Annotated in this window: 15 protein-coding genes; 7 read left to right on the top strand and 8 right to left on the bottom strand. The window is 68.0% G+C overall.

Going from position 1 to position 16,717, the window contains the following annotated elements:
• Positions 1 to 14 precede the first annotated feature (14 nt).
• On the top strand, positions 15 to 665 hold the full coding sequence (locus tag ACM6LU_RS05525) for an NAD(P)H-binding protein (RefSeq protein WP_414936447.1): 651 nt from the start codon (positions 15 to 17) through the stop codon (positions 663 to 665).
• A gap of 61 nt (positions 666 to 726) precedes the next feature.
• Entirely contained in the window at positions 727 to 1,674 is a 948-nt protein-coding gene (locus ACM6LU_RS05520; RefSeq protein WP_414936446.1) for a ribose-phosphate diphosphokinase, read from the top strand.
• A gap of 12 nt (positions 1,675 to 1,686) precedes the next feature.
• Here the strand turns inward: ACM6LU_RS05520 and ACM6LU_RS05515 are convergent, their stop codons facing one another.
• Positions 1,687 to 2,991 (bottom strand): D-arabinono-1,4-lactone oxidase, encoded by a 1,305-nt coding sequence (locus tag ACM6LU_RS05515; RefSeq protein ID WP_414936445.1) that lies wholly within the window; start codon positions 2,989 to 2,991, stop codon positions 1,687 to 1,689.
• Positions 2,992 to 3,077: 86 nt separating this feature from the next.
• Between ACM6LU_RS05515 and ACM6LU_RS05510 the strand changes: the two genes are divergently transcribed.
• Positions 3,078 to 4,262, top strand: coding sequence for an amino acid deaminase/aldolase (locus ACM6LU_RS05510; protein ID WP_414936444.1), 1,185 nt, complete (start codon positions 3,078 to 3,080; stop codon positions 4,260 to 4,262).
• Between the two features lie 433 nt (positions 4,263 to 4,695).
• Here the strand turns inward: ACM6LU_RS05510 and ACM6LU_RS05505 are convergent, their stop codons facing one another.
• Positions 4,696 to 5,340 carry a TetR family transcriptional regulator gene (locus tag ACM6LU_RS05505; protein WP_414936443.1) on the bottom strand — a complete coding sequence of 215 codons (645 nt, stop codon included), beginning with the start codon at positions 5,338 to 5,340 and terminating at the stop codon, positions 4,696 to 4,698.
• 140 nt (positions 5,341 to 5,480) lie between these two features.
• Here ACM6LU_RS05505 and ACM6LU_RS05500 point away from each other — a divergent pair, with 140 nt between their 5' ends.
• Both ACM6LU_RS05500 and ACM6LU_RS05495 read left to right on the top strand, forming a co-directional pair.
• The gene (locus ACM6LU_RS05500; protein ID WP_414936442.1) at positions 5,481 to 6,803 is read left to right on the top strand and encodes a GH1 family beta-glucosidase; all 1,323 of its coding nucleotides are present in this window, start codon (positions 5,481 to 5,483) and stop codon (positions 6,801 to 6,803) included.
• A complete protein-coding gene (locus ACM6LU_RS05495) occupies positions 6,796 to 8,052 on the top strand; it encodes an MFS transporter (RefSeq protein ID WP_414936441.1) in 1,257 nt (418 codons plus the stop codon). The genes ACM6LU_RS05500 and ACM6LU_RS05495 overlap by 8 nt, the downstream gene beginning before the upstream one ends.
• A gap of 338 nt (positions 8,053 to 8,390) precedes the next feature.
• Here ACM6LU_RS05495 and ACM6LU_RS05490 read toward each other — a convergent pair whose 3' ends face one another.
• Complete coding sequence (locus tag ACM6LU_RS05490; protein ID WP_414936440.1) at positions 8,391 to 8,816, bottom strand: hypothetical protein; 426 nt, start codon at positions 8,814 to 8,816, stop codon at positions 8,391 to 8,393.
• Positions 8,817 to 8,829: 13 nt separating this feature from the next.
• Positions 8,830 to 9,204 (bottom strand): hypothetical protein, encoded by a 375-nt coding sequence (locus ACM6LU_RS05485; protein WP_076163933.1) that lies wholly within the window; start codon positions 9,202 to 9,204, stop codon positions 8,830 to 8,832.
• A gap of 318 nt (positions 9,205 to 9,522) precedes the next feature.
• Between ACM6LU_RS05485 and ACM6LU_RS05480 the strand changes: the two genes are divergently transcribed.
• Both ACM6LU_RS05480 and ACM6LU_RS05475 read left to right on the top strand, forming a co-directional pair.
• Positions 9,523 to 10,926, top strand: coding sequence for a tetratricopeptide repeat protein (locus ACM6LU_RS05480; protein WP_414936439.1), 1,404 nt, complete (start codon positions 9,523 to 9,525; stop codon positions 10,924 to 10,926).
• 7 nt (positions 10,927 to 10,933) lie between these two features.
• On the top strand, positions 10,934 to 11,821 hold the full coding sequence (locus tag ACM6LU_RS05475) for a phosphotransferase family protein (RefSeq protein WP_414936438.1): 888 nt from the start codon (positions 10,934 to 10,936) through the stop codon (positions 11,819 to 11,821).
• A 212-nt stretch (positions 11,822 to 12,033) separates the two neighbouring features.
• Here ACM6LU_RS05475 and ACM6LU_RS05470 read toward each other — a convergent pair whose 3' ends face one another.
• The 4 genes from ACM6LU_RS05470 to ACM6LU_RS05455 form a co-directional block, all read right to left on the bottom strand.
• Entirely contained in the window at positions 12,034 to 14,049 is a 2,016-nt protein-coding gene (locus ACM6LU_RS05470; RefSeq protein ID WP_414936437.1) for a tetratricopeptide repeat protein, read from the bottom strand.
• A gap of 253 nt (positions 14,050 to 14,302) precedes the next feature.
• Entirely contained in the window at positions 14,303 to 15,334 is a 1,032-nt protein-coding gene (locus ACM6LU_RS05465) for a copper resistance D family protein (RefSeq protein WP_414936436.1), read from the bottom strand.
• Positions 15,331 to 15,894 (bottom strand): copper resistance CopC family protein, encoded by a 564-nt coding sequence (locus ACM6LU_RS05460; protein ID WP_414936435.1) that lies wholly within the window; start codon positions 15,892 to 15,894, stop codon positions 15,331 to 15,333. The genes ACM6LU_RS05465 and ACM6LU_RS05460 overlap by 4 nt, the downstream gene beginning before the upstream one ends.
• Positions 15,895 to 16,668 carry a YcnI family protein gene (locus ACM6LU_RS05455; protein ID WP_414936434.1) on the bottom strand — a complete coding sequence of 258 codons (774 nt, stop codon included), beginning with the start codon at positions 16,666 to 16,668 and terminating at the stop codon, positions 15,895 to 15,897.
• Between the last annotated feature and the right edge of the window lie 49 nt (positions 16,669 to 16,717).

Below are 16,717 nucleotides of genomic sequence, written 5' to 3'. Positions count from 1 at the left end.
CTACTGTCGGGTCCATGCGAGTAGTCATTGCGGGTGGACACGGACAGATCGCGCTGAAGCTGGAGAAACTTCTCGCCGGGCGCGGTGATCAGGCGGTGGGGATCGTGCGCAATCCCGATCACGTCGCCGACCTCGAGGCGATCGGTGCCGAAGCCGTCGTCCTCGACCTGGAAAAGTCCGATGTGGACGCCGTGGCCAAGGTGCTCGATGGCGCCGACGCCGCCATCTTCGCCGCCGGAGCCGGGCCCGGCAGCGGCACGGCTCGCAAGGACACTGTGGACAGGGCGGCCGCGGGACTTTTCGCGGCGGCCTCCGAGCGGGCGGGCGTGCGTCGGCACATCCAGGTCGGCTCGATGGGTGCCGACAAAGGGGAGACCGCGGACGTATCGGACGATTTCCGCGTCTATCTCCAAGCGAAGAAAGCGGCCGAGGACGATCTGCGCGCCCGCGATCTCGAATGGACGATCCTGCGGCCGGGACAGCTCACCGACGAAGACGGCACCGGAGAGATCCGGATCGCGGAAGCGACCGGACGCGGGCCGATCCCGCGTCAGGACGTCGCCGCGCTCTTGGTCGCGTTGCTCGACAATCCGTCGACGGTGGGACGCGTCCTCGAAGCGATCTCGGGTGATACACCTATCTCTCAGGCTGTTTCCGCTCTCTGAAATCGTCGGTACTGGCTAGTGTGTGGACGTAATCCGTCAGTTAAGTGAACGGAGTAGGTCCTTGCGCGAGGACATCGCGGTTTTCAGCGGTAGCGCACATCCGGAGCTCGCCGAAGAGATCTGTACTCATCTCGGTGTTCCGCTGCATCCCGTGCGGGTGCAGCGGTTCGCCAACGACTGCCTCGAAGTCCAGCTCGAGGCGAACTGCCGTGAACGCGATGTCTTCCTGATCCAGCCGCTGGTGCGGCCGGTACAGGAACACCTCGTCGAACTGCTGCTGATGCTGGACGCCGCGCGGGGCGCGTCGGCGAAGCGGATCACCGTCGTCATGCCGCACTACTCGTACGCCCGGTCGGACAAGAAGGACGCGCCGCGCATCTCGATCGGTGGCCGCCTCGTCGCCGATCTCATGGCGACCGCCGGCGCCGATCGTGTCCTCGCGATGACGCTGCACTCGCCGCAGGTGCACGGATTCTTCAGCGTTCCGGTCGATCACCTGCACGCGCTGCAGGAGCTGGCCAGGCACTTCCGCCAGTACGACCTCTCCGCGACCACTGTGGTCTCGCCGGATCTCGGCAACGCCAAGGAGGCCGCGCATTTCGCCCGGCTGCTCGGAGCGCAGGTCGCCGCGGGCGCGAAGCAGCGCTTCGCCGACGACAGAGTCGAGATCAGCTCGGTGATCGGTGAGATCACCGGCCGCGACGTGATCGTCCTCGACGACGAGATCGCCAAGGGGAGCACGGTGATCGAGTTGCTCTCCAAACTGCGCGAACTGAAGCCGCGCTCGATCCGCGTCGCCTGTACGCACGGTCTCTTCACCAGCGGCGCGCTTGAGCGGATCGGCAGCCAGCCCGATGTGCTCGAGGTCGTCTGCACGAACACGGTGCCGATCGCGCCGGAGGAACAGAGCCCGAAGCTGCGGGTCCTGTCGATCGCGCCCGCGCTGGCGGAGGCGATGCGGCGGATCCACAACGGAGAGTCGGTCAGCGCGCTCTTCGAATCGGCTTAGGTCTGCATCGGCTCAGATCGTGCCGAGGACCCGGTCGAGGTAGGTGTTCGTGAAGATCCCGGCCGGGTCCACCTCCTTGCGGACCCGCGAGAAATCGTCGAACCGCGGGTAGCGCGAGCGGAGGGTCGCCGCGTCGAGGTCGTGCATCTTGCCCCAGTGCGGGCGTCCGCCGACCTCGCCGACGATCGACGCGAATCCGGCGAAGTACTCGCGGAAGGGCATGCCGGCGAACTGGTGGATCGCGATGTAGGCGGAGTCGCGGCCGTTGGCGGTGGAGAGCCAGATGTCGTCCGCGGCGGCGACGCGTACTTCGACCGGGAACGCGATCGGGTTCTCCAGTTTCGGTACGAACGCGCGAAGTTCGGCGAAGACGTCGAGCAGTGATTCGCGGGGGATCGCGAACTCCGACTCGACGAACCGCACGCCGCGATGGGTCACGAAGACGCGATGTGAGGTGTCGCTGTATTCGCGGGTGGAGAGGATGTTCGAGGCGAACCTGCCGAGCGGCCGCACGAGTTTCGGTACCGCGCGGCCGAGGCGGCACAGCCCGCCGAAGGCGACGTTCTCCGTGATCTCGTAGTCGACGAATTCCTTCACCTTGCTCAGCGGCTTGCGTTCGCTGCCCGCCGGGAGCCGGTTGTTGCGCTTGACCAGCGCGTTCTTGCCGTAGGGGAACCAGTAGAACTCGAAGTGGTCGTTCTCGTCGGCGAACTGGTCGAAGCCTTCGAGGACCTGTTCGAGCGGTTCCGGCCGTTCCTGCGCGGAGAGCAGGAACGACGGTTCACACTGCAGGGTGACCGTGCTGATGACGCCGAGCGCGCCGAGGCCGACCCTCGCGGCGGCGAAGAGATCGGGGCGCTCGTCCGCCGAACAGGTGACCACGGTGCCGTCGGCGAGCACGAGTTCGAGCGCGGCGATCTGGGTGACGATCCCGCCGAGCCGGGCGCCGGTGCCGTGGGTGCCGGTGGAGATCGCGCCGGCGACGGTCTGCGCGTCGATGTCGCCGAGGTTGGTCATCGCCAGCCCCAGCGCGTCGAGTTCGGCGTTGAGTCGCTTGAGCGTGGTGCCCGATCGGACCGTGACCAGGCCTTTCGCGACGTCGGCCGACGCGATACCGGTCCAGCCGGCCAAATCCATGGCGTCGGAATTCGCCACGGCGATCGCCGTGAACGAGTGGCCGCTGCCCAGCGGGCGCAGGCGCCGTCCGGCCGCGGCGGTCCGGCCGATCGCCTCGGCGATCGCACCCGTGTCCTGCGGCCGATGCACACGCAGGGGTGTCGCCGCCGCGGTACCGGCCCAGTTGGTCCACCGAGTCATGCGCCCACCTAACAGTCGTCGTGAGTGCCGAAACAGTAAGTGAATAGTATTCGCGTTTCAAGCCCTTCTGTCGTACCTTAGTTCGGGTGACCAGTGCGACGGTGTACGACTTGGCGACGAAGGATCTGGATCCTCCGTTCGCGATAGTCGACTTGGATGCTTTCGACGCGAACGGCGCCGATCTGCTGCGGCGGGCGGGCGGCAAGCCGATCCGCGTGGTCAGCAAGTCGGTGCGCTGCCGATACCTGCTGATGCGGGCGCTCGCGCGGCCCGGCTTCGAAGGTCTCATGTGCTACTCGCTCGCCGAAGCCGTTTGGCACGTCGAGCAGGGGACGACCGACGACATCGTGGTCGCGTACCCCACCGCCGACCACGGCGCGCTGCGGCGGCTGGTGGCGAACGACCGGGCGCGGGCGGCGATCTCGATCATGGTCGATTCGCCGGAGCACCTCGACCTGGTCGATGCCGCGCTGGGGCAGGACCATGCCGAAATCCGGGTCTGTCTCGAACTCGACGCTTCGTGGCGGCCCCTGCCCGGCGTGCATGTCGGCACCCGGCGCTCGCCGGTGTTCAGCCCGCGGCAGGCCGCCGATCTGGCGCGAACCATCCTGTCCCGCAGGGGTTTCCGGCTTGCCGGGATGATGGCGTACGAAGGCCAGATCGCCGGGCTCGGCGACGCGGCGGGTGGCGGCGTCAAGAACGCGGTCGTCGGCTGGATGCAGCGGAAGTCCATTGTGGAAATCGCGAAGCGCCGCGCGGCCGCGGTCAAGGCGGTGCGGGCCCTGGCGGATCTGGAGTTCGTCAACGGCGGAGGCAGCGGCAGCGTCGAATCGACAGGCGCCGAAGCGGCCGTTACCGAAATAGCCGCGGGCTCCGGCCTGATCGGCCCCACCCTCTTCGACGGCTACGCGCACTTCTCACCGCGTCCGGCCGCGATGTTCGCGCTCCCCGTCGTCCGGCGGCCTGCGCCGAAGGTCGCCACGCTCTTCTCCGGCGGCTACATCGCTTCCGGCCCAACGGAGTCTTCGCGACAGCCGACGCCTTACCTGCCCGAAGGTCTCTCGCTGCTCGGGTTCGAGGGCGCCGGCGAAGTCCAGACCCCCGTCTCCGGCGAAGCCGCCCGCCACCTGCGGCTCGGCGACCGCGTCTGGCTACGCCACGCGAAGGCCGGCGAACTCGCCGAACGCTTCACGCACTACCACGTCGTCATCGGCGACCGCGTCGACCGGACCGTCCCCACCTACCGAGGCGAAGCCCAAAACTTCGGCTGATCCGCGCGACCCCACCCCCACCCGTCCCAGGGGGGCGCGCCCCGCACCAGCGTATCGGGAGGGGGTGTCGGGGGAGAGGATTCCGAGGGGCGGAGGGTGAAGTTGTCCACAACTGTGGGTGGGTGTGGACAACTTGTGTGGATAACAGGATAACGCCAGCTCAGGATAGGTCGTGGCGGGGCTGGTGGGGCATGTGTGACTGGTGAGGCATGGGCCCGGGTCGCCGGTGCACACTAATGGAGCAGGGAATCCGTCGGTGTGCGGAAGGCTCGCCAAACCGAGTTCGGGGCGCTCAGCGTCTCAAAAGGTGGCATGGGGGGACAGTCAGGCCGCCGATCATCAGTCCATAGTGGACCGACGTGGGCGAAGGGGACTTTCGCCGCATCGGACGCGGCGAAAGTCCCCTTCAGCCCACCCGGAGCGCCCAGAAAACTCAGGCCTCCCCGAACTTGCTCGCCAGGTACCCCTTCACCACCGACTTCGCCTCCGCCACGATCCGCTCGTCCCCACGCGGATCACGACGGAAAGCCAGCTTCAGCAGCGCGTCGGCCGTCTCGTTCGCGATCGTCAGCGCGAACCGGATGTCGTCCAGCGGCGACGAGATCCGCGCCGAAAGGATGTCGGTGAGCGCGTCGACTATGACGGCGTTGTTGTCGCGCGTCTCGTCGAGAAGCTGCCGGTCCACGACGTCACCGAAGTGGACCTTCGAGAATCCGGGGACCTCGCGGTGCATGTCGAGGTAGATGTCGAGGATCGAGTCCACGACATCCCACCAGTGTTCGGGCGCGAGCTCGTTCAGGGTGTCGGACACCGAGGCGACGAACCGTTCGAGATTGCGTTGCGTCAGCGCCTGCACCACGGCCCGCTTGTCGGGGAAGAACTGGTACAGCGAACCGACGGCCACCCCCGCGCGCTTCGCGATCAACGTGGTCGTCAGTGCTTCGTAACCGAGCTCGTCGATCAGCTGGGCGCTGGCGTCGAGCATCTGCTCCACGCGCTTGGCGCTGCGTTGCTGGACGGGCTGCCGCCGGAGCGGAGTTGTCTCCGTCTGCGGTTTCGCGGCCTGGATGTCGGACACTCGGGCTCCTCCTTCGCTGATCTGCGACTTTATCGTCCCGACAGGGTTCCCCACGGTCGAGTGAAGGCATAGTATCTGAGAACTTTTCATGTTCGGCCGTGTCTCCGAAGCTTGTGTCTCTCGAGAAAGGTGCGTAGCCGGTGGAGAATCCGACCTTCCCGTCCGAATTCCTGTGGGGTGTCTCGACCTCCGCCTTCCAGATCGAGGGGGCGACCGGAGAGGGCGGCCGAGGACAGTCCATTTGGGACACGTTCACTGAAACGGAGGGGAAGATCGCGCGGGGGGAGGACGCCAAGGTAGCGGCCGATCACTTCCACCGCTACTCCGGCGACATCGCGTTGATGGCCGGACTCGGCGTCGGCGCGTACCGGATGTCCTTCGCCTGGCCGAGAATCCAGCCCGACGGCGACGGAAAGCCCAACGCGGAAGGCCTCGCCTTCTACGACGGGCTCATCGACGAGGTCTGCGCCGCCGGAATCGACCCGGTGGGGACGCTTTTCCATTGGGATCTCCCGCAGGCGCTCGAGGACAAGGGTGGCTGGCTCTCCCGTGATACCGCCGAACGGTTCGCGGAGTACGCCGCCATCCTGGGCGAGCGGTTCTCCGATCGGGTGAAAATGTGGATCCCGCTCAACGAGCCCATGGTCATGTCGATCTTCGGCTACGCGATCGGCGAATACGCGCCGGGCAAGACCCTGCTGCTCGACGCCCTGCCCACCGCGCACCACCAGAATCTCGCCCACGGTCTCGCCGTCCAGGCCCTGCGCGCGGCCGGCGCCCGCAGTGTCGGCACGGCCAACAATCATTCGCCGATCTGGCCCGCCTCCGATTCGCCGGCGGACAAGGCCGCGGGCGAATGGATCGACGCCCTCATCAACCGCACTTACGCGGATCCTGTGTTGCTGGGCCGTTATCCCGAACAGGTCGTCGAACATCTCCCGAAGAACTTCGCCGAAGACCTGCCCACCATCGCGCAGCCGCTCGACTTCTACGGGGTGAACTACTACGAGCCGCAGGGCGTCGCGGCGCCCGGTGAAGGCAACCCGCTCCCCTTCGAGCTTCGCGCGATCGAGGGATATCCCATGACCACCAACGATTCGCCGATCGTCCCGCACGGGCTGCGCGATCTGCTCGTCGGCTTCCACGAGCGCTACCGGGAGCACCTCCCGCCCGTCTACATCACCGAGAACGGCTGCAGTTTCGACGACGTCGTCGCCGATGACGGGCACGTCCACGACCAGGAGCGCATCGACTTCCTCGACAGTCATCTGGTCGCGGTGCGCGAGGCGATGGACGCGGGGGTCGACGTCCGCGGGTACTTCGTCTGGTCGCTGATGGACAACTTCGAATGGTCGAAGGGCTACCAGCCGCGGTTCGGCCTGGTGCACATCGACTACGAGACGCAGAAGCGGACACCGAAGGATTCCTTCGGCTGGTACCGGGAACTGATCCGCCATGAGTGAGGTCAGGGAACTGCCCGAGGCGCTCGCCGAACCGGTCGCCAGGGTCCGCGCGGGCTGGATGAGCCTGCTGTTCTTCGCGAACATCGCGCTCTGGCTCGGGGTCTACGCGCCCATCCAGGTCCTGCTGCCGAAGCAGGCCGAAATCCTGGACGCGGCCAACAAAGAGGCCGTGTTCAGCCTGGTCACCGGGGTCGGCGCGGTCATCGCGCTGATCGCCAACCCGGCCGTGGGCCTGCTCTCGGACCGCACCTGTTCCGCGCGGGGACGCCGCCATCCGTGGACGGCCGCCGGTGCCGTGGTCGCCGCGGCCGGGCTGCTCGTCCTCGCGTTCGCGCCGAACGTCGCGGTCATGGTGCTCGGCTGGTGCTTGGTGCAGGCGGGCCTGAACGGAATGCTCGCGATGCTGGTCTCGGCGATCGCGGACCGGGTGCCCGTGCCCCAGCGCGCGCAGGTCGGCGGGCTGGTCGGTATCGCGCAGATGCTCGGGACCGTACTCGGCGCGGTGGTGGTCGTGGTGATGCTCGACCTCGCCGGTCTTCCGCTGGGCTACGCGGTGTGCGCGGCCATCGTGCTGGCGGGCGCGGCGGCGTTCGTCCTGCGCACGCCGGACGCGCGGCTGCCGGTCGCGTATCGGCCGTCGGCCAAGACTCGCGACGTGCTGTCGAACCTGTGGATCTCTCCGCGCAGGCATCCGGACTTCGCCTGGGCGTGGGGCTGTCACTTCATGATCAACCTCGGCAACGCCTTCGGGACGCTGTACCTGCTGTTCTTCCTCAAGGACGCGGTGCACTACGAAGACCCGGACACCGGACTGTTGATCATGATGGGGCTCTACGGCGCCGCCCTCATCGTCGGCGCGCTCATCGCCGGGCATTTCTCCGACAAGTCCGGACGACGTAAGCCCTACGTCCTCGCCGCGTCAGCGGTGATGGCCGTCGCCGCGCTGGTGCTGGTCGTCTGGCAGAACTGGACGGCCGCGCTCGCGGCGTCGCCCTTGCTGGGCGTCGGTTTCGGTGCGTACATGGCCGTCGCGCTGGCGATGCTCACGCAGGTGCTGCCCACCGCGCAGGACCGGGCGAAGGACCTCGGGGTCATCAACATCGCGAACTCGCTGCCGCAGGTGGTGGCGCCGATGCTGACCGCGCCGATCCTGGCCTACCTGGGCGGTTATCCGAGCCTCTTCGCGGCTTCGGCGCTGTCCACCGTCATCGCCGCGGTGCTGGTCACGCGGGTGAAAGGCGTCGGCTAGAGCGTTTTGGAGACCGCGGACCGGTGCCGGTCGGGGGAGGGGAGTGCAACGGCACCGGCCCGCGGAGTTCGGGGGATGGCAGCGTGTTCCTTGGCAGGTATCGCGCTGCTTTTGTGATCATCAACCTAGCGACCGATTACTGCCTTCGCTAGGTGTTCTGCCGAGAATTTTCGATTAATCGCGGTGGGGACCGGAGTGATCACCGAGAGCGGCTCGTCGCGTTCGGGGGTACGGGCGAACCGCTTCCGGCGAAGGCGAGCTCGTGGCGTGGTTGCCGAGGGGGCGCTCGGACCGCCGTTCGCTCGCCAGCTTCTAGGCGGTGTCTCTCAAGAAGAGTTTCAAGCGTGCACACCGCCGATGGCAGGCCTGCGCGGGTTGACCAGTGCGTGCCTGCCGGTGGTTTCGGCTGGGCTCACGCCACGACTCTGACCAGGGACACGGCGGCGGTTCTCCCGCCGGTGGTCCTGGGTGGCCACGGTCTGCTGGGGGGCGAGGCCGCCGGCGACCAGGTGCTCGTGCGCGACCTGCCAGACCGAGCAGGGGGCCTTGCACTTGTGCCAGCGGGTCGAGCAAGTGGGGCAGTCGCCGCGCTCGTCGGGTTCATGCGCCTGGAGCATCGCGCGCCAGCCCTCGGTCAGCCGGGGGAGCTCCGAGCGAGCGACCGACACGAGCGACTGCGCGTCAGCCCGGTTCGCGAGATCGGAGAGCATGTCGAGGCGTTCCCAAACCGCGTTGCGGAGGACTTGCCCTAGGACCTGATCCACGGAGAACTCACCGTCACCTTTCCGCCATCTTGGCGGCTTCGTTGAGCGCTGCCCTGAGCTGTCCGAGCTGGCCGGACGTCAGGCGCGCGGTCTCTCCTGGCGGCGAGACGAGAACCACCTGGTTGTCTTCGACGAACACGGTGACGGCACGCTCGCGGCTGATGAGATCGCCGCACTGCACGCGCCAGACCAGTTGTCCGCCTTCGTAACGGCGCACACTCGCGGTACGAGGGTCGACCGCCGCGGAGGGGGAGACCGGACGGTTGGCACCCGGCGCGACGGCGACCGCCTGCTGACCGGCGGGGCCGGCCGCACGCAGGTGGCGCGTCGCCATACCGGGCCGTCCCGCGGTGATGGAGCCTGTTGCGATCGAGTCCACGAACTCCACTGGCTCTTCTCCGCTCTCTCGTTCCACGTCGTCTTCCTGACCGCGTATCCGCACCTGTAGGAGGTTCGGAGACTTGGTAGCTCTCTGTGATCGCTGCCGGTGGCTGGTCGGTCACTGAGATCTGACAACTACAGTGATGTGAAACCGAGTGCGATAGAAGGTCGAACCGCCGTCATAGCGGTAACCGGACGAGGTTTCACGGTAAGCGGTCAAACGACTTCTGCCGGGCCGATCACGACGGGCATTTCGGTGTTTCGCACGGTTGAATAAGTGTGCTTACGCTGTTTCTCGACCCCAACGGAACTGTGAGGGGGCGCAATGGACGCCAGTATCGGTGGCGGCGCTGTCGCCGGCTCGGACTCCAAGAGCCGCCAGAGTCACCCCGTGCCGCCGGATGCCTGGGAGCAGCCGGAGATGCGAGCCGCACTGGCCACCCGGGAGATCTCTTCCGTCTACCGGCTGTTGCGCAAGCACGGTGTTTCGCAGCGCCAGATCGCCGCGATGACCGGCCAATCGCAGTCCGAGGTGTCCGAGATCCTCAAGGGTCGCCAGGTGATGGCGTACGACGTGCTCACCCGCATCGCTGACGGCCTTGGTGTCCCACGGGGATACATGGGTCTCGCCTATGACGAGGCGACAGCGATAAAGGTCGTCGGCGCTGCCGACGGCCAGCAGGCGGAGGAGGACGAGTCCGTGAAGCGACGGAGGTTCCTCGCGCACGCCGCCCAGGTCACGATGGGTGCGGCGGTATTCGGTCCCGAATCGGGTACCTGGTCTTCCGGGCCGGCGAAGACGCCCGCTCCCGGGCGGATCGGCATGACCGACGTCCGTCAGGTGGAAGCCGCGACCAGAGCGCTCCGGTCCCTCGACTACCAGTACGGCGGCGGGTTCTGCCGCGACGCCGTGGTCGCGCAGCTGTCCTGGGGACAGCAGATGCTCGAGTCCACCGGCACCGAAATGGTCAAGAACCGCCTGTACGTCGCGCTGGCCGACCTGCACAGCCTGGCGGGCTGGACATCCTTCGACACCGGCCTCATGGACTCCGCACGCGGCCATTTCGCGAACGCGCTGGACCTGGCCAAACAGGGGGACAGCCATCCGCTGGTGGCCAACGTGCTGTACCGGATGGGCCGCGTCTACCTGCACCAGGACGCTCCGAACGACGCGCTGAAACTGTTCCAGCTCGGCCAGATCGCCGCCCAGGAATCGGGCTCCGAGCTGGCGGTCGCCGTGCTCTGCGCCAACGAGGCGTGGGCCTACGCGATGATGGGCAACGAGGAGCAGGCCACCAAGCTGCTCGGCCGGAGCAAGGACGAGTTCGCCCGCGCCGACCTGGCCGAGGCCGAGTCCTGGGTCAAGTTCTTCACCGAGACCGACGTTTACGCCATGATCGGCACCGTGCACACGGTGCTCGCCGCGAAGAACGCCGAGCACACCAAGTACGCGATCCCGGCGCTGGCGAAGGCCGTCGAGTTCTACGACGACGACATGGCCCGCAGTAAGACGTTCATGCTCAGCGCGCTGGCCACGAACCACCTGCTCGAAGGCGATCTCGATCACGGCGCCAAGGTGGGCTCGAAGGCCGTCGACTGTGCCGAGGGCATCAAGTCGGAGCGGGTGAAGGACCGGATGCGACCACTGCAGGTCGAGGCGGAGCGCCGCCGGAACAACGCCGACGCCCGTGACCTCGCCGATCGCCTCAACTCCTTCTACGCCGCCTGAGCGAGGATTGGACGGCCGGTTCACACCCGGCAAACTGCGCGATGTCCTGGGGCGGACTTGTGAGCTGCTGGGCGTGGACCCCGCCGAGGCCCGGCTGCTGAGGTTCACCAACAACGCCGTCTACGAACTGGCGAGCGCGCCGTTCGTCGTCCGGATCGTCGGCTCGACCCTGCTGAGGCACCGGGCCGGCACGGTCGTGCGGGTCGCACGGCACTTCGAACGGCACGACGTGCCCGCCATCCGCCTGCTTCCCGGCCTCGACCAGCCGCTGCCGGTCGGGGACCATCTCGTGACGGTGTGGTGGAAAGTGCCGTCCACCGGCCGGAAGGCCAAGTCCTCGGACCTCGCCGCGCTGCTGCGCCGGGTCCACGCGCTCGAGCCGCCCGAGGGGCTCGCCGAATGGGCGCCGTTCGCCGCGGTCCGCGCCCGGGTTTCGGACGCGGAGGAGCTGTCATCGGGCGACCGGCGGTTCCTGCTCGAACGCTGTGCCGAGGTCGAGGCCGCGCTCGCGACGCTCGACTTTCCCTTGCCGCGGGCCCTTGTCCACGGGGACGCGCACACCGGGAATGTGATCGGAGGACCGGACGGACCGGTACTGTGCGATTTCGATTCGTCCTGCGTCGGACCGCCGGAATGGGATCTGACGCCGCTCGCCGTCGGCCATGAACGGTTCGGTGATCCACCCGCTCGCTATCGCGTGTTCGCCGAGCGGTACGGATTCGACGTGACCACGTGGTCCGGGTTCCCGGTACTGCGCGCGATCCGTGAACTGAAGCTCACCACGAGTGTTCTCCCGATTCTCCGCAGTCACCCCAGCGTGCGTGATGAGCTGCGAAAACGGCTGGACGATCTCCGGAACGGGCACACCGGCGCCCGCTGGAACCGGTATCGGTGAGTCACCAGGGAAAGGTTTCTGCACGTGCATTCGCCGACGGCGAATGACCGTTCGTCGCTTGCCCGAAATCAGCGATCAATCGGTGACGAATTCGCCCGGGCTAATCACTTCTCCTGGCCCAAGGCTCCCCCAAATGTGCAACTTGCAGCTACGCTCCGTTAAATGGCGCGCTCAGTTCATCCCGTGGTTGTTCGTCGATCGGTGCCTTCGAGTCACAGTTGTTCCAAACGCGTACGCAGAGCGTCGGCTTCCGGGCGGCCGAGCCCGACGAAAATCGGCAAAGCTTTGTCGTAGTGGCGCCGGGCTTCTTCGGGCTCGCCTTCCGCTTCGGCGATCTCGCCGAACGCGGACAGCGCCCTGGCCACCTCGAACCGCGACCCGCTGGCCTCCATGGTGGCGCGGGCGGGTTCGATTTCGGCCCGCGCGCCCGCGAGATCCCCGCTCGCCGTGAGGACGCGGCCGAGTTCGATCCGGGCGCGGGCCACGTTGTAGTCGTCGCCGTCGAGAGTGTCGCGAGCACGGGTGAGGTCGGTGATCGCCGCCTCGACCTGTCCGGCCCTGGCACGGGTCGCGCCGAGATTGATCAGCGCCAGCCCGACGTCGTGCGGGCGTTCCTGCCGCTCGCTGAGCAGATGGTCCTCGGTGAACCACTCGATCGCTTCGTCGAGCCTGCTCTGTTGCAGTGCGACCAGACCGAGCCCTTCCACCGACCGGATCTCGACGACGTGGTCCCCGCTTGTCCGGGCCGCGTCGCGTCCGGCCAGGTAGTGCCGCACGGCGTCGTCGTACCGGCCGGTGCCGCGGCAGGCGGCGCCGGCGCGGTTGCGCATCAACGCCTCCGCGGAGGTATTGCCCCAGGCCTTCGCGCAGTGGACGCCGATCTCGCTCACCCGCAGGAAGTCCGGATAGTGCTTGCGCAGCAGGAAGAGCGGCCACATCGCGGTGGCGAGCTGCCAGCCGAGCTCCGGCAGCTGCCATTCGTGGGCCGTTTGGACCGCGGCGATGAGGTTCTCGCGTTCCAGCTCCAGCCAGGCGAGTGCTTCCTCGGACGAATCGAACGACGCCCGCGTCGACGGCCGGTACTCGTAGCGGTACGGGATCGTGTCCTGGTCCGGCGTGGTCAAGCCGGCCGTCGCGGAGGCCGCGAACAGGTACCACTCGAGCATGCGGCGCACGGCGATGTCGCGGTCGTACTCGTTGCCCGACGTCTTCTCCTTGGCGTGCAGCCGCGCGAGGTCGTGGAACGTGTACCGGTCGTCACCCCGATCGATCAGCAGCCCGACGTCGACGAGCTGGTCAAGCAGGTCGTCGGCGACCTCCGGGCGGACGGCGATCGACGCGGCCGCGACTCCGACGCCGAAGTCGGGACCGGGATGCAGCCCGAGCGCCGCGTACAGCGCGGCCGCGTCCGAGGGAAGTTCGTCGTAGGACAGGTTGAAGCTGGCTTCCACCGATTGCGCCTCTTTCGTCGAGAGCGTGGCCAGTCGACGATATTCCTTCCCCAGCTCGGTGGCGATCTTCTCCAACGACATTTTCGGCCGTCCAGCCAGCTTGGCGCTGACCGTGGTGAGGGCGATCGGCAGGCCGCCGCACAGCTCGGCGATGGCGCGCGCCTGGTCGGTCTCGGCGTCGACCCGCTCGGCGCCGAGCGCGCGACCCAGCAGCTCGGCGCTGTGCGCGGAGCCGAAGGGAGCCAGCTCGATCAGCCTCGCGCGATGTTCGGCCTGGAGCCTGCCGAGGCGGCGCCTCGAAGTCACGATCACGAGGCTTTCCCCGCAGGAAGGCAGCAGCGGCAGCACCTGCTCGGCCGAGGCCGCGTTGTCGAGCAGCAGGAGCAGCGGCCGCTCGGCGGTCGTCGTGCGGTACAGGGCGGCGAGTTCCTCGACTTCCGAGGGCAACCCCTCCGGCGGGACGCCCAGCGCGCGGAGGAACCGGCCGAGTGCTTCGCTCGCGGAGAGCGGGCCGTTCGTGCTGAAGCCGCCGAGATCCGTCCAGAGGTGCCCGTCCGGGAAACGGTCACCGACGTGACGGCCCCACGCGGTGGCCAGCGCCGTCTTCCCGATGCCGCCCTGTCCGCTGATCAGGTGCAGCGACGGCCGGTCGGCGTCGGTGTCGTCCTTGGCCAGCAGCTTCTCGAGCAGCGTGAGTTCGGCCGTACGGTTGGTGAAATGCGCCGGCGCGGGCGGGAGCTGACGCGGCCCCGAACTCACCTGCCTGGTGAGCCTCACCGCCGAACGCTGGCGCGGTACCTGCGGTGTGCCGACTTCACTTTCACCCGGCATCGGGCTGCCCATCCACTATCCCCTCTTCGGGTTACCCCAGCGATCGCGTAGAGCATTCCGGTGACGATCCGAAGAGGACAGTGAAACCGGTCAAATGCGGCCAGATGGAGCAAGGCCACCGCCTGGCTGAAGGGGACTTTCCCCGCATGCGATGCGGGGAAAGCGCCCTTCGCCGCGTGAGATGCGGGGAAAGTCCCCTTCAGCTCGTCGGCACGACCGGCGCGCGAGTGAGGACGACGGCGAACCCGAACGCCAACCCCATCACGGTCAGCTCCAGCGTCGCCCACGCGGCCAGTGCCGTCCGGTTGTGCCGGATGATCCGCGGCATCAGCTTCCAGCGCGTGTAGGCGCCGAGACCCGCGATCACCCCGGTGCACAACAGCTTGAGCAGCACCAACTGCCCGTACGGCGTGGTGAACACGCCTTCCCAGAAACCGAGCGACGGGTTGAGCGTGATCTCGATCAGCCCGTTGAACAGGCCGGTCACCGCGCCGAGGATCAGGCACAGCGTCGCCAGCTTGGAGAACCGCGGCAGCGCGTGCGCCAGCAGTGTCCGGTTCCCGACGAGCAGCACCGCCATCGCGCCGAGCCCGCCGGTCCAGGCGACCGCGCTCATCACGTGCAGTTCCATCGAGATCATCGTGTAGTCGTGGTAGTTCCAGTTCGACGCGTGCCCGGTGACCGGCAGCGGCAGCAGTGCGAACAGGCCCAGTCCGACGCGGACCTCGGCGGGCACCTTCTCGCCGTGTTTCAGCGCGAGGACGCCGAGTCCCGCGTGCAGCAACGCCAGCACCGCGACGATCAGCAGCGCCTTCCCCGCGCCGACATCGGCGATGTAGCTCCCGACGTCCGAGATCGACAGTGTGCTGGAGCCCGGCCGGTATTCGGCGGTCTGCAGGATCAGCGCGACGAGCGCGGTGGTCGCCCAGACCAGCGCCGCCGCGACGCTCGCGGGCCGCGCGATCCGCATGATCGGCTCGGAGAGCTTCGGCCGGTCGTAGCCGACCAGCACTGAAAGCAGCGCCAGCCCGATCGTGGCGACCGCCGAGATGTCCAGCAGCACCCGCACGATCGGGATGGAGACCGAGACCACCTCGCTGACCTGCGCGACCCCGGGGACCGGGGTGGTGGCCGTCAGCGCGACGCCGATCAGGGCACCGACGATCCCCGCCGCCACCACGCAGAACAGGACGGCGACGCGGGCGCGCGAGGTGGTCTCGGCCTGTGTCATGACCCGCTCTTCTCCTTGTCGCCCGCGCCGGTGCGCAGTGCGACGGTCAGTCCGACGGCGAGCAGCACGACGGCGCCCGCGATCCACACCCAGATCGGTACCCCGGACGAACCTTCGCCGCCGGTCGCCGGGGTCGTCTCGGCCTGGCCCGCGTTGCTGCGCGCGGCGTCGGCGGTCGCCGGTGTCCCGGCGCCCGCGGCGGTGAGCGTGAACGGCACCTCACCGGTCACGGCGTGCCCGTCCGCGGACAGGATCCGGAAGCCGATCTTGTACTCGCCCGCCGGGCCGAGCGGCCGCAGCGGTACGGACACGACGCTGTCGCGGACCTCGACCTGGCCTTCGGCCCACTGGCCGCCGCCCGGTCCGATGACCGCGATCTGGTTGACGTTCGCGTTCTGGACGTACTGGTCGAACGTGAGGGTGATCTTCGCGGGCCCGGCGGCGAGCGAAGCGCCCTTCGCCGGGTCTGAGGAGATCAGGACGTTGTGCGCCAGCGCCGGGGTGGCTGTGGCGAGCCACGCCACCCCGGTGATCGCCAGCGCGATGAGCGCCTTACGCATTTACTCGGTTTCCTCGGTGCTCTTGGTGGAGGCGGCCGCGGTGGCGCGGCGGGCGCGCAGGGTGGCACCGGCGCCGACGCCGAGGCCGAGCGCGCCGACGACCAGGCCCGCGCCGCCGAGCCAGCGGGCGGTGTTGTCGGACGACGACGAAGAAGCGTGCGATTCCTCGGAGGCCTTCGTGTCGGAACCGTGGCCACCACCGTGCCCGTCACCGCTCTTCTCGGCGAGCTTCACGCTCGGCGCGGGGTGCTCCGGCTCTTCACCGGAGGCCGGGGTCGGCTGGTTCCACTCGACGACCTTGCCGTTCTCGTACGTCTGGGTGGCCGGGAACTCCAGCGCGTCGACGGTGGCCGGGAACTGGCCAGCGCTGATCTGGAACTCCTGGAACTCGGCCGAACCGGCGGCGATCTTGGTGCCGGGCTCCGCGGTCCACGACACCTTGGTGACGGCTTCAGTGATCTGAGTGCCGGAGGCGGTGGTCACCGGGGCGGGCAGCTTCGACTTGACGACCTCGGCCTTCCAACCGGGGATCGGCTTGGTGCGCACGGAGCTGAGCGCGTACTCGGGCTTGAGGGTGACCTCGACCTTCACCGTGCCGGCGTCCTTCTCCTCGTTGGGGACGCGGAAGAAGATCGACCCGTAGCCACCCTTTTCGGGCTGGGGGCCGTAGACGTTGGCGGTGACGTGGGCCGAGGCGACCCCGGCCGAGAGCAGACCGGCGGCACCGATGGCGGCGGCGAGGAAACCGGCGCGCTGGAAGACGTGCTTGGACACGAAGACTCCTGAACGTGATTGAGACGGCGGGTTCGGGGACCTCGCCGGT

Source organism: Amycolatopsis sp. cmx-11-51 (assembly GCF_047608665.1).
GTDB lineage: Bacteria > Actinomycetota > Actinomycetes > Mycobacteriales > Pseudonocardiaceae > Amycolatopsis.
This window is presented reverse-complemented; position numbering and strand designations above follow the sequence as displayed.